The 13,615-nt window shown below is 40.7% G+C and carries 12 protein-coding genes; 10 read left to right on the top strand and 2 right to left on the bottom strand.

The annotated features are described in order from the left end of the window. Nucleotides 1–6: 6 nt before the first annotated feature. The gene (gene hemL / locus FOC45_RS11580) at nucleotides 7–1,293 is read right to left on the bottom strand and encodes a glutamate-1-semialdehyde 2,1-aminomutase (protein ID WP_009389950.1); all 1,287 of its coding nucleotides are present in this window, start codon (nucleotides 1,291–1,293) and stop codon (nucleotides 7–9) included. Nucleotides 1,294–1,589: 296 nt separating this feature from the next. After that, nucleotides 1,590–2,519, bottom strand: coding sequence for a PfkB family carbohydrate kinase (locus tag FOC45_RS11575; RefSeq protein ID WP_009389952.1), 930 nt, complete (start codon nucleotides 2,517–2,519; stop codon nucleotides 1,590–1,592). A 443-nt stretch (nucleotides 2,520–2,962) separates the two neighbouring features. On the opposite strand from FOC45_RS11575, the gene FOC45_RS11570 reads away from it, so the two are divergent. From FOC45_RS11570 to FOC45_RS11525, 10 genes are all read left to right on the top strand, one after another. Beyond that, nucleotides 2,963–3,589: a hypothetical protein gene (locus FOC45_RS11570; RefSeq protein ID WP_009389956.1), complete on the top strand. Its 627-nt coding sequence runs from the start codon at nucleotides 2,963–2,965 to the stop codon at nucleotides 3,587–3,589. Nucleotides 3,590–3,605: 16 nt separating this feature from the next. Beyond that, entirely contained in the window at nucleotides 3,606–4,019 is a 414-nt protein-coding gene (locus FOC45_RS11565) for an Imm53 family immunity protein (RefSeq protein ID WP_009389958.1), read from the top strand. A 21-nt stretch (nucleotides 4,020–4,040) separates the two neighbouring features. Continuing rightward, on the top strand, nucleotides 4,041–4,385 hold the full coding sequence (locus tag FOC45_RS11560) for a hypothetical protein (RefSeq protein WP_009389960.1): 345 nt from the start codon (nucleotides 4,041–4,043) through the stop codon (nucleotides 4,383–4,385). Between the two features lie 46 nt (nucleotides 4,386–4,431). Continuing rightward, entirely contained in the window at nucleotides 4,432–4,869 is a 438-nt protein-coding gene (locus tag FOC45_RS11555) for an SMI1/KNR4 family protein (protein ID WP_009389962.1), read from the top strand. 206 nt (nucleotides 4,870–5,075) lie between these two features. Beyond that, a complete protein-coding gene (thrS, locus tag FOC45_RS11550; protein WP_009389964.1) occupies nucleotides 5,076–7,019 on the top strand; it encodes a threonine--tRNA ligase in 1,944 nt (647 codons plus the stop codon). A gap of 90 nt (nucleotides 7,020–7,109) precedes the next feature. After that, nucleotides 7,110–7,655, top strand: a complete 546-nt coding sequence (infC, locus tag FOC45_RS11545) for a translation initiation factor IF-3 (protein WP_084063412.1) — start codon at nucleotides 7,110–7,112, stop codon at nucleotides 7,653–7,655. 65 nt (nucleotides 7,656–7,720) lie between these two features. After that, a complete protein-coding gene (gene rpmI / locus FOC45_RS11540) occupies nucleotides 7,721–7,918 on the top strand; it encodes a 50S ribosomal protein L35 (protein WP_009389967.1) in 198 nt (65 codons plus the stop codon). Between the two features lie 99 nt (nucleotides 7,919–8,017). After that, nucleotides 8,018–8,362, top strand: a complete 345-nt coding sequence (gene rplT, locus FOC45_RS11535; RefSeq protein ID WP_009389968.1) for a 50S ribosomal protein L20 — start codon at nucleotides 8,018–8,020, stop codon at nucleotides 8,360–8,362. Nucleotides 8,363–8,454: 92 nt separating this feature from the next. Beyond that, nucleotides 8,455–10,236 carry an ATP-binding protein gene (locus FOC45_RS11530; RefSeq protein WP_009389969.1) on the top strand — a complete coding sequence of 594 codons (1,782 nt, stop codon included), beginning with the start codon at nucleotides 8,455–8,457 and terminating at the stop codon, nucleotides 10,234–10,236. Nucleotides 10,237–10,312: 76 nt separating this feature from the next. After that, nucleotides 10,313–13,615 carry a DUF2723 domain-containing protein gene (locus tag FOC45_RS11525; protein ID WP_052141362.1) on the top strand — a complete coding sequence of 1,101 codons (3,303 nt, stop codon included), beginning with the start codon at nucleotides 10,313–10,315 and terminating at the stop codon, nucleotides 13,613–13,615.

The following is a 13,615-nucleotide window of genomic DNA, read 5'->3' as shown; positions in this document are numbered from 1 at the left end:
AGGTGCTTATAATTCCATTGTTACTCTTCCGAGTGCTTTAATGGTCTTATCTAAATCTTCATAAGTGATAGCATCATTAAGGAAGTAGCTCTCGAAAGCGCTTGGCGGTAGATAGATGCCCTCGCGTAGCATTCCGTGGAAATACTTCCTAAAACGCGCTGTATCGCTCTTAGCCGATGAAGCAAAATCAGTTACAGGCTCTTCAGTAAAGAAAAGGGTAAACATCGACCCAAAACTGTTGATTTGGTGCGGTATGCCCGACTTCTCAAGCACCGTATGGAAGCCTTCGTGTAGGTAGGCAGTCTTCTTAGCAAGGCTCTCAAATACCTCAGGCTGCTCGTTCAGAGCGGTGAGCATTGCCAGTCCGGCGCTCATCGCCAGAGGGTTACCGCTTAGGGTACCTGCCTGATATACAGGTCCTTCAGGAGCTAAATAGCTCATCACCTCTTTGCTACCTGCAAACGCCCCTACCGGTAGTCCGCCACCAATTACCTTCCCAAAAGTTACAATATCAGCTTTAATGCCAAACACTTCTTGCGCTCCCCCTTTAGCCAAGCGGAAGCCCGTCATCACTTCATCAAATATCAAAAGCGCTCCATTGTCAGTACATAGCTGTCTCAATCCCTCTAGAAAACCTTCAGCAGGAGGTACGCAACCCATATTACCCGCTACAGGCTCGATAATCACGCAGGCTATCTGCTGCGGATTGGCTTCAAAAAGGGCTTTTACTGAACTCAAATCGTTGTAGTTTGCCAAAAGCGTATCTTTGGCAGTCCCTTGCGTTACCCCAGGGCTGTTAGGCGTACCAAAAGTAGCACCACCACTACCCGCTTCTATCAGAAAAGCATCAGAATGGCCGTGATAGCAACCTACGAACTTGATAATCTTCTCTCTGCCGGTATAACCACGCGCTAAGCGTATAGCACTCATACAAGCCTCAGTACCGCTATTCACAAAGCGAATTTTGTCGATATTAGGCACCATAGAGATAGCCAGCTCGGCTATTTGTACTTCTACTTCGGTAGGAATACCAAACGAAGTACCTTTTTTGGCGCGCTCGGTTACAGCCTCAATCACAGGCGGATAAGCGTGCCCTAAGATAAGAGGGCCCCAAGAGGCGATATAATCAATATACTTGCGGTTATCTTCATCGGTCAGATAAGCCCCATTAGCTTCTTTGATGAAAATAGGATTACCCCCTACAGCGTTAAAAGCGCGTACAGGCGAATTAACCCCCCCAGGGAGTACTTGTTGTGCAGCTGCGAATAACTCGCTACTTCTTTTGTAAATCATATCGTTTAGTCTTTAGTTGTTAGTATGTTTTAGTCGCTAGTCCTTAGTCTTTAGTCGTTAGTATGTTTTAGTCGCTAGTCCTTAGTCCTTAGTCTTTAGTCTTTAGTCGCTAGTCCTTAGTCTTTAGTCGTTAGTATGTTTTAGTTGTTAGTCCTTAGTTGTTAGTCGTTAGTATGTTTTAGTCGTTAGTATGTTTTAGTTGTTAGTCATTAGCATCAAAACAGCGTCTCTTTCTAGCGACTAGCGACTAATCACTAACGACTAGCATCTAGCGACTAACGACTAATCACTAACGACTAGTTTCTAACTACTATATCAAACTGTGTTAAGTCTTTAAAATCTTGTAATCGTTCGTACATCTCGTCTTCTGTAAGACTTAACATACGCTCGGTACCAAACTTTTCGATGCAAAACGAGGCTAAATTCGACCCGTGTATAAGGGCATTCTTAAGATTTTCAAAACTATAATCGCCTGTTTTCGCCAAATAACCCGCTATACCACCGGCAAACACATCGCCAGCCCCTGTAGGGTCGAACACTTCAGCTAAAGGTAGGGCAGGGGCAAAGAATACCTTATCGGCGTGGAAAAGCAACGCCCCGTGTTCGCCTTTCTTAATGATAACGTACTTCACACCCATTGCCATAATGCGTTCGGCAGCCTTTACTAAAGCGTACTCACCCGTTAGTTGGCGAGCCTCCTCATCGTTGATAGTCAGCACATCAATGCGGGCAATAACCTCTAAAAGTTCTTTGTGGGTATGGGTCATCCAGTAGTTCATCGTGTCCATTATCACCAATTTCGGAGGGGTACTCATCTGGTCGAGCACCTTCATTTGCACGCAAGGGTGTAGATTGCCGAGCATCACTACTTCGGCATCGGCAAATTGGGTAGGCACAACGGGACAAAAGTCCGCCAAAACATTAAGCTGGGTATCGAGTGTATCGCGTAAGTTCATATCGTTGTGATACTTACCGCTCCAGAAGAAAGTTTTACCGCCAGCTACTACCTCGATGCCCGAGGTATCGATATGCCTCTGAGAGAGCGCATCGATAAAAGCGGAAGGATAATCATCGCCTACCACCGATACTACGGCAGAGGGAGCGTGAAACATAGCGGCTGATAAACTGATATAGTTAGCCGAGCCGCCCATAGTTTTATGGCTTTTTCCGAAAGGAGTTTCAATCTGGTCAAAAGCCATACTCCCTACGATTAGTAATTTACTCATTTGTGTTATAATTTCGGGGCAAAGGTAGGGTATAATTTGCAAATTAGCAAATGGGAAAATTAGCAAATTAGCAAATTTTGGGTGGCAGTAGAATATTTTTCTGGTTTTGGGAGGGTTGGTAGATGGTTGTCCTTTTGGTGATGCTATAGTGTTCCTACAGTGTTCTTATATCCTTCCTATATCTGAAGTAAAGGGGAGGTGTGGGGGAATATTTTTCTGATTTGACAATTTGAAGGTTTGCTAATTTGCGAATTGTTTTGTAGCTTTGCGGTATCAAAATCTTACCCCTATGAAAATGAACACTCCACAAAACTCTTATACCTCTGCTGCTCAGTAGATAAAAGAAGCCTTTTATAAAGTGTGGCACGAGTTAGATACTAATTCGGCAGTTGTAACTGCCGAATTGTAACTTATTGAAAACAATGAATTAAACCACAATTGATATGAATAAGTCATCAGATATTATATTAAATTCTGTCAGAAAGGTAGAGTGGAGAGCGGTAAAGGATCGTTTAGGCTTTATAGATTACAATATAGCTGATATATTGAGCAACCTTATTGATGATGATCCACACAAAAGAAATATCGCTTATTGGCAATTAGACAACCAGATTGTTATACAAGGAGGTCTATCCGAAAGCTGTTTTTATATACTGCCATTTCTTAATGAATTGGTAACTATTACAAACAACAGACTGGAACTCTTAAATATCATTTTTGAAATATTCAATGGTAACGACAGAAATGCGCAAGGCGAGCATATAATAATTAAGTATAATACTGAAATAGAACCGTTTGAGCATTTTATTCCTACTTCAGTAGGGAGGGAAGCCCCTCTTTTACCCTCAATTATAACCTATATGGAAGCTAGCAAAAGTGTTTATCTAAAATTGCTGAATGATATATCTTCTGTAGAAGAACTTGAAACGCTTTTGTATATTATTTTATGTTTTAAACGAGACCCTTTTATCAAAGAATGTTTTTATTCGGCAAAAAATAATGATAAAAATAATACATATGATGAAATTTTTGAGGGTTTTATAGCCGATATTGAAGAGGTGCATTCTTAAAAAAGTAAAACTATTTATGGATAATATAGTAGATTGGTTACAAAATTGGACGATGAGTCAAATAGATGGAGATTGGGAGCACGAGCAGGGTATTTCTATTGGTATGTTAGATAATCCTGGCTGGATTTTAAAGGCTGATATAAGTAATTATGGCGATTTTTTAAAAGCAAGCAAACCTTGGGGCAGAGACAATGATAAGGATTGGATAGATTTTGAAATAAAAATAATTGCTAAGACTTATGTCTACATTGAAATTTTTGGCGACATCAACAAGCTGAATAAAATACTTTACTCTTTTAAAGCGATTATTGAAGAATTAGAAGAAATAGAGAAAAAGGGAAAAGGAATCCTTACAGCCAATAGGATAAAAGAAATAATGGATTCCATATCAAAATCATTGGAAAATACCAACACCATTGCTATTTCTTAACATTTTAATTTATATATCAATATGCAACAAAACAAAACAATAAAAGAGCTTATCAAAGATTATAAGCAATTGCCTTACCCTGGAATAATTTATATCGAAGGAGCAAAAAAAGACAACTATGAAGAGGCAGCATTTTGGGTTTTATCAAGTAAAGAGAAGAAAGAACAAGATTCTGTCGAAACTAAGTATGGAGAAGTCCCCGAATCATTAGCCCAATTTGAAGTAGCTTATTTTTCAGGAGTAGGCATTTTTCAAGACATTATTGACAATAAGTTTGATCATAATGAATTGCTAACTACCGACGATACAGACGTCCTTTTAGGAGCTATTGAACATTACTTTGAGTATGATGATTTTCAGGACTAAAAGTTTTCAACGCTTTACCAATTCATAAAACAAGTATTTTACAAGTATGAAAATAGAAGCAATTAATAAAGGGAGTGAAGCAAAAGCCTTTGCTTTTCAGGAGTTTTTAGGCTTTACCTTGCCTGATGATTATTTTAATTTTTTAGTCCAAAATGACGGCGCTATCATTGATGAAGCCTATTTCTATGTAAAGGATATAGAGGAATACATTATGTTTGATCTTTTCTATGATATAGAAGAATGTATAGAAACCTATGAAGAGTTCAGTGATGATTTTCCCGACAAAAGCCTTGTAATCGGGAGAGACCCAGGAGGAGGGATGCTCCTTTTAGTAACCACAGAGGTAGGTGATTTCTCTAAAGGGATTCATTTTTATGACCATTCTCACTTTTTTGAGGCTTCCAATAGCGATTGTAATACCTACTTTATATGCGATACATTCAGCGAGTTTATAACCATTTTAGAGCATACTACTTTGCCATAAATAGTATTACAGAGGCTGTGCAAAAAGTTTTTCGTGTATACTTACCGTCATATCTCTCCCTTTGAAGTGGGCAGGAGGAATATTAATAATCAATGAATTACAAGAAACTTTTTTGTGTTAATAAATTTTCAAATTTGCTCATTTACTAATTATTTTGTACTTTTGCACTTTCAAATTACAACTACACTAAAAATCAAATAGCAAAAATGATTAAAATTACTCTACCTGATGGCTCTGTAAAAGAGTTTAACAGTGGGATTACCCCTGCTGAAGTAGCGCTAAGCATTAGTGAAGGTTTGGCGCGCAATGTGTTATCTGCCGCTTTCAACGGCAAAACTATAGAAACGGTAACCCCTCTGACCACTGACGGTAGCTTGGTATTATATACGTGGGAGAATCCAGAAGGTAAAAAAGCTTTCTGGCACTCATCTGCTCACATTCTCGCACAGGCCCTCGAAGAGCTATACCCAGGTATTAAGCTCACCATAGGCCCTGCCATTGCCAATGGGTTCTATTACGACGTAGATTTCAACGGCAAACCTATTTCTGAAAAAGATTTCCCTGCAATCGAAGCAAAATTCTTAGAGATAGCCCGCGGTAAGCACGAATTTAAAATGCGCCCCGTGAGCAAAGCCGAAGCGCTATCGTACTACGCAGACAAAAACGAATATAAAACTGAACTTATTGAGGCTCTTGAAGATGGTACTATCACTTTCTGCGACCATAGCACCTTTACCGACCTTTGTCGCGGGGGACATATCCCTAACACAGGCTTTGTAAAGGCAGTGAAAGTACTCAGTGCCGCAGGGGCTTACTGGCGTGGTGATGAGCACAACCCACAGCTAACACGCGTATACGGTATTTCTTTCCCAAAACAGAAAGACCTTACCGAATACCTAACCCTGTTAGAAGAGGCTAAAAAACGCGACCACCGCAAGCTGGGCAAAGAGCTCGAACTCTTTACTTTCTCTAACAAAGTAGGTCAAGGTTTGCCATTGTGGTTGCCCAAAGGAGCTGCCTTGCGCGAGCGTTTAGAGGCTTTCCTTAGAAAAGCACAAAAAGAAGCAGGCTATGAACAAGTAGTTACCCCCCATATAGGGCATAAAAACCTATACGTTACCTCAGGTCACTGGGATAAATATGGCAAAGATAGCTTTCAGCCGATAGCTACCCCTAATGAGGGCGAAGAATACCTATTAAAACCGATGAACTGTCCGCACCACTGCGAGATATACAACTCACACCCTTGGAGTTATAAGGATTTGCCTAAGCGTTTTGCAGAGTTTGGTACGGTATACCGCTACGAACAGAGTGGCGAGCTACACGGACTTACCCGCGTGCGTTGCTTTACCCAAGACGATGCCCACATCTTCTGTACTCCAGAGCAGTTAGATGCTGAGTTTAAGCACGTTATCGACTTGGTATTGTACGTATTCGGCTCGCTTGGGTTCGACAACTTTACCGCTCAGGTATCATTGCGCGACCCTGATAACCCAACTAAATACATCGGTACTGACGAGAATTGGGCAAAAGCGGAAAACGCGATTATCAATGCCGCTAAAGAAAAAGGCTTGAATTATGTGATTGAAACAGGCGAAGCGGCGTTCTACGGTCCTAAACTCGACTTTATGGTGAAAGATGCCTTGGGCAGAAGCTGGCAGCTGGGTACTATACAGGTAGACTATAACTTGCCAGAGCGCTTCGACCTATGGTATAAAGGGGCTGATAATGAGATGCATAGACCGGTGATGATACACCGTGCGCCTTTCGGAAGTATGGAGCGTTTCGTAGCTATTTTGCTCGAGCACACTGCCGGAAACTTCCCGTTATGGCTCAATCCAAATCAAGCAATTGTACTATCATTGAGCGAAAAATATGAAAATTATGCTCAAAAAGTTTTGAGATTGCTAGAAAATTCCGATATTCGCACCCTGATAGACAATCGTGCCGAAACAATGGGCAAAAAAATACGCGAAGCAGAGACCCAAAAAGTGCCTTATATGCTAATTGTAGGCGAGAACGAAGAGAAAGAAGGTACCGTATCGGTGCGCAAACGCGGAGGTGAAGATTTGGGCAGTATGAGCGTAGAGGCTTTTGCTAAACTCATCAATGACGAAGTAGCCGCAACAATTAGCAAATTTGCCAATTAGTCAATACAGAATTGGCAAATCGTCAAATTGGCAAATTGACAAATCGGCAAATCAGAATACTGAAAGTAATTTAAAATTTAGATAGCCATTATTAAGAAAACTAACACACCGGGCAGAGACGACAAAAACCCACATCGCATCAATCGCGAGATTAGAGTGCCAGAGGTTCGTCTGGTAGGAGAAAACATCGAAGGCGGCGTTTATCCTACACGAAAAGCATTAGAAATCGCTGAAGAGCTAGAACTCGACTTAGTAGAGATTTCGCCTAACGCAACCCCTCCAGTTTGTAAAGTAATTGATTACAAAAAATTTCTTTACGAACAGAAGAAGCGTGACAAAGAAATGAAGGCTAAGGCTACCAAAGTAGTCATCAAAGAGATACGCTTTGGCCCTCAGACCGATGACCACGACTATGAGTTTAAAAAGAAACACGGCGAAAAGTTCCTCAAAGAAGGCTCGAAAGTGAAGGCATACGTGTTCTTCAAAGGCCGTTCTATCATCTATAAAGACCAAGGCGAAATACTATTATTGCGCTTGGCTACCGACCTTGAGGACTATGGTAAGGTGGAGCAAATGCCTAAGCTCGAGGGCAAACGTATGACGATGTTCTTAGCACCGCTGCCAAAAAAGAAATAGTTCTGAATTCTAAATTCTGAATAGAAAAGAAACGTACTAATATCGACATAAAATTCAAGAAGCAAATGCCAAAAATTAAAACCAAATCTGGAGCTAAAAAGCGTTTCAAGCTTACCGGCTCTGGAAAAATCAAGAGAAAACACGCGTTTAAGAGCCACATCTTAACTAAGAAAGCTAAAAAACGCAAGTTAGCACTCACCCACGCTACCCTTGTACATACTAATGACGAGGCAAGCGTGAAGAAACAATTAGGCTTAAAATAATTGTTTATTAGTAGGACATTTAATAACCGTGGAGTAGGTACCCCTAAGAGTTTGTTTTAAGCACAAACCACCTGCTACAAAAATTAAAAAAAAGAATTTATGCCAAGATCAGTAAATGCTGTAGCTCGTAGAGCTCGTAGAAAAAAGATAATGAAGCAAGCCAAAGGTTTCTTTGGCCGCAGAAAAAACGTTTGGACAGTAGCCAAGAACGCTGTTGAAAAAGCGATGCAGTACGCTTACCGCGACCGCCGTAATAAGAAGAGAACTTTCCGTGCGCTTTGGATTGTGCGTATCAACGCAGGTGCTCGCCTACACGGACTTTCATACTCTCAATTTATGGGGAAACTAAAAGCGGCTAACATAGAGCTTAACCGTAAAGTTCTTGCCGATTTAGCAATGAACCACGCTGAAGCGTTCAAAGCTATAGTAGAAAAAGTAAAATAAACGTTTAACAAAAGATATTAGTACGAATTAAAAAAGGCTCTCTTCATACAAAAAAGAGAGCCTTTTTTTAATTGATTAAATAAAAATATACTATGGATGCAACAGATATAAAAGTGTTGTTAGAGGTAGGAGAGCGTATCTCTTTTGAATGTAAAAAAGCTGAAAACAACATTCCAAAGTCAGTATGGGAAACCTATTCTTCCTTTGCCAATACTATTGGAGGTATTATTGTTTTAGGCATTACTGAGAATGTCAAATTTGTAGGCGAGGCTAATCATTTTGAAATCACAGGAATTACTAATCCTCAAAAGCTGAGAAAAGAGTTTTTTGATACGCTCAACAGTAATAAAGTAAACCGCAATATCCTTACCGATAGTGATGTTGAAATAATAGATTATGAAGGAGTCCCCTTGATGTGTATCACAGTTCCTCAAGCTGATTATAGGCAACGTCCTATCTATATTAATGGCAATATGATGAATGGTGCCTTTAAACGAAATTATGAAGGAGATTATCACTGTACTGAAGAAGATGTAAAGGCAATGATTCGCGATGCTAATGATAGTGGAAACGATGGAATATTGATAGAGCATTATAATATAGATGATATTGATAGTGCTACCTTTAATGCCTATCGCAACAGATTTAGAACTGCCAATCCCGACCATATTTGGAACGACTATGATGATAAGGATTTTTTACTCAATATAGGCGCTTATATCAGAGATAGAAATACTAGAAGAGAGGGACTTACGTTGGCAGGGCTACTCGTTTTTGGCAAAGGACTTTCTATAAGAGAACGTTTTGACAACATTCGTATGGATTACCTCGATTTTACCAATTTAGAAGAAGAAAGCCGTTGGAGTGACCGTCTAACATATGATGGGCGTTGGGAGAATAACCTTTATAATTTCTTTATGCGAGTGCAGTCAAAGCTCATTAGTGATATTAAGCGTCCATTCAGTCTTAAAGGTATGGAACGCAATGATGATAGCCTACTACACAAAGCTATTCGCGAGGCACTTACAAACTTAATTATTCACGCTGATTATATGCTAACAGGAGTTTTAAAAGTAGAAAAATACGATAATCGCTTTGTGTTTTCTAACCCTGGTTCACTTAAAATACCTGTGGTAGATATTTATGAAGGAGGACATTCCAAAGCACGAAATCCTCATATACAAGCAATACTGAGAATGATTGGGTTTGGTGAGAATATAGGTTCTGGTTTTCCCACTATTTTAGAGGCTTGTAAAAAAGAAAATTGGCGCAGACCTCTATTAGAAGAACGCCCTGACCTACACTTAGTAGAACTTACCCTCTCTATGGTTTCTTTAATATCAGCTGAATGTGAAACACAACTTTTAGAACTCTATGGCAATGACTATAAAGAAGCAGAAAAAGAACAGCAACTTATTTTGGCTACAGCTCTTAGTGAGGGTGTTATAGCTAATAATACCATACAATTACTCCTTGACAAAAACCCGTTAGAAGCAGGAAAATTGCTCTATGCTTTAGTGGCAAAAAATATGTTATTATCCACTAACAAAGGGCGTTGGACTACTTATTCTATTAATGGAAAGTATAGTCAAGGAGTAGAAAACTCAAGGAGTAAAACTCAAGGAGTAGAAAACTCAAGGAGTAAAACTCAAGGAGTAGAAAAGGCAAGGAGTAATAAAAAAGAAAAAATTATTGAGCATATTATAGTCTTTTGCCAAGAGCCTCATACATTGCAAGAGATAGCCCAAGAATTAGGCTTTTCTGACCGTTATTGGATGAAGAAGAACTATATAGACCCCTTGTTAGGTGATATGCTACAAATGACTTCTGTAGAGAGTAAAAACGCTCCTACCCAGAAATATGTAGCTATTTAGCAAATTTTGCTATCCTATAGGCTTGCTAATTATTAAATTATCCGTACCTTTGCGTCTTGATATTAATTTTGTTATGATGACGGATAAACTCTTTAAGAAATACAACCTTATCGTAGGCTGGGCAGTCTTTGCTATAGCTCTGCTTACCTATAGCCTTACCGTAGAACCTACAGTAAGTTTTTGGGATTGTGGCGAATATATTGCTACTTCAGCTAAATTAGAAGTAGGTCACCCACCCGGAGCGCCTTTCTTTCAGATGATGGGGGCTTTTATTGCTGCTTTTGCGCCTAATACCGACAAAATTGCCTTGCTGGTGAACTATATGTCGGTGCTATCAAGTGCATTTACAGTCTTTTTCCTCTACTTTATCATCGTCAATCTTGCAAAAAAGATAGCCTTGCGCAGTGCCGATACCCTATCAGTAGCTCATACAGTAGCTGTAATGGGTAGTGGGGTAGTGGGGGCATTGGCTTATACGTTCTCTGATAGCTTCTGGTTCAATGCCGTAGAGGCTGAGGTATATGCTATGGCTATGCTCTTTATGTCGGTGATGTTTTGGTTGGGCATCAAGTGGACGGATAGTCTGCACGAGCCACGCGGTGACCGCTGGTTGTTGCTTATCTCGTTGGTAGTGGGCTTGTCGTTTGGGGTGCACTTTATGGCGCTGCTTACCATTCCTGCTATTGGTATGCTGTATTTCTTCAACAGTAATTATAAGAAAAATGTATGGAACTTCCTTATTGCTAATGTAGTTTCAATAGCTGTTTTATTGCTTATCTTCAAGCTGATATTGCCTTACACCTTGGCTTATTTTGGCTATTTAGAAGTGTATTTTGTCAATTCGTTTGGTATGCCGTTTAACTCGGGTACTATCATCGCTGGGCTTACCTTAGTAGCGTTTTTCTTTTTCGCACTTAGATATGCTTCTCAGAAGAAGAAGGTGCGACTACAGACCGCTACCTTGTGTCTGCTCTTTGTATTTATAGGCTTTTCGTCTTGGCTGATGATACCTATTCGCTCTAATGCCGATACCGTTATCAACGAAAACAGTCCAACCGATGCTCGTTTGCTCTTGGCGTACTACAACTTAGAGCAGTACCCCGAAACGCACTTGTTTTATGGACCTATGTACTCTGATAAATACGCCGGTATAGACGAGGATTACCCTTATCAGGATGCGAAACCTAAATACGAACGCGATTATACTACAGGGCGTTATATTATCGTAAACCAATATAAGAATGCACAAGTAGCTTCTAACAGAAAGCAAATGGGCTTTTTGCCACGTATGTGGAGTCCGCAGCACGCCGCTAACTATATGAAGCTAACAGGGCAGTTAGACTTCAAGATTAGCGAAGAAGCCTACCAAGAGCCTAAGCTATATCAGTTTTTACAACAAATACAGCGTCAGCAGTCGATAACTCCGATGCCGGCAGAGCGTTATGACCAGTTCCTTTCTGACTACCGCGACTATATAGAGGTAGAAAAACCGAGTTTTTGGAAGAATATGGCTTACCTATTCGACTATCAGTTCGGGTATATGTATTTCCGCTACTTTGCGTGGAACTTTATAGGCAGGCAAGATGATGTACAAGGGAAACTCGAAAACGACCACGGCAACTGGCTTTCGGGTATCAACTTTATTGACAGTGCCCACTTAGACTCGCAAAAACATCTCCCTTCCGATGTGCTCAATAACAAGGCGCGCAATACTTATTATTTCCTTCCTTTCCTCTTAGGGCTTTTAGGGTTTGTATTCCTATCGATGAAGAGCGAACGACAAACGTGGGTGATATTAGTGCTTTTCCTCTTTACGGGCTTGGCACTCAAGATATATCTAAACGAACGTCCGTTTGAGCCACGCGAGCGTGATTATGCTCTTGTAGGGTCGTTTTATGCCTTTACTATTTGGATAGGGTTGGGTGTCTATGCCCTCTTTAGTGCTGCGCGCAAGTATATGCACCTCAATATTGCTGCTACAGCAGCCACAGTGCTTAGCCTTGTAGCGGTGCCTGCTGTGATGGCATACCAAAACTGGGATGACCACGACCGCTCTCAGAAATACTCAGCCGAGTTTATAGCCGATGCTTACCTCGAATCGGTAGCCGAAAACAAAGACGCTATGATTTTCACCATAGGTGATAATGATACCTTCCTACTGTGGTATGCACAAGAGATAGAGGGCTATCGTACCGATGTACGTGTGATAAATACCAGCTTACTGCAAACCGACTGGTACATCGACCAAATGAAGCGACAAGCCTACCAAAGTACCCCTATACCAGGGCAGTTGGTGCACAAACAATACGCTCACGGAGTGAGAGAGGCTATTTACTACCAAAAGCGCACTGATAACCGTTGGAATATCAAAGACTTTGTAAACTGGATTACTAGTGATGACCCTTCTACACGCAGTTCGCGTGGAGCAGGCGAATATAAGCAAGATTTCTATTACTATCCTACTAACAAGTTGCGTATACCGGTGAATAAGGAAAACGTACTGAAGAGTGGCATTGTAAAACCAGAAGATGCTGATAAGATAGTAGATTATATCGATATTACCTTACCGGGAGCCATAGATAAAGCTCGTATAGTGATGCTCGACATTTTGGCAAATAACGATTGGAAGCGCCCTATCTACTTCACCGGAGGTAGTATGGATTCTGCTGAATATCTGTGGATGAAAGACTACCTACAGTTAGACGGACTTGTATACAAGTTAGTGCCTATCAAAACGCCTATCGATAAGAATAATCCTTATGATATGGGTCGTATAGACTCTGAACTGATGTACAATATTGTAAAACGATGGACGTGGGGCAATATGGGCAAAGAGGGTATTTATTTAGACCCTGAAACGCGCAAAAACAGCATTATTTTCCGCGGAAATCTCGCCCGACTAACCGAGCAGCTTATAGCTGAAGGAAAGACCGCTAAAGCGTCTGAAATTATCGATATAGCGATGAAGAATATGCCGGTAGATGCTTATGGCTATTACTTCACCCTCGATCCTTTTATCGAAGGGTCTTATAAGGTAGGCAAGAGAGAGCAAGCACGCGCTATCGCCCTACAGGTGATAAAGAAATATCAGGAGGAACTGAATTATTACACTCACCTGCCTGCTGGCGAGCTAAACAGCAATGCCAAACGCATACAGTATTGTATAGACCGCTATGGCGAAGTAGTGATGCTAAGCGAAACTTTAGATAAGGAGTTTTACACTGCCCAATGGGCGATATTCAAAGATAAGGCAGGTTTATTTATGGGTGAAAAAGAGCTTGAAGAATACTTCAAAGGCGCTGCGAGCCAAGCAGCTTTAGACTCATTACGCAGCAGTCTGCTCGATACGACTGCTACCTCTGATAGTACTGAAGAATAA

Source organism: Capnocytophaga sp. FDAARGOS_737, from assembly GCF_009730375.1.
Lineage (GTDB): Bacteria > Bacteroidota > Bacteroidia > Flavobacteriales > Flavobacteriaceae > Capnocytophaga > Capnocytophaga leadbetteri.
The sequence above is the reverse complement of the archived record's forward strand: the minus strand, read 5'-3'. Positions and strand labels throughout refer to the sequence as shown.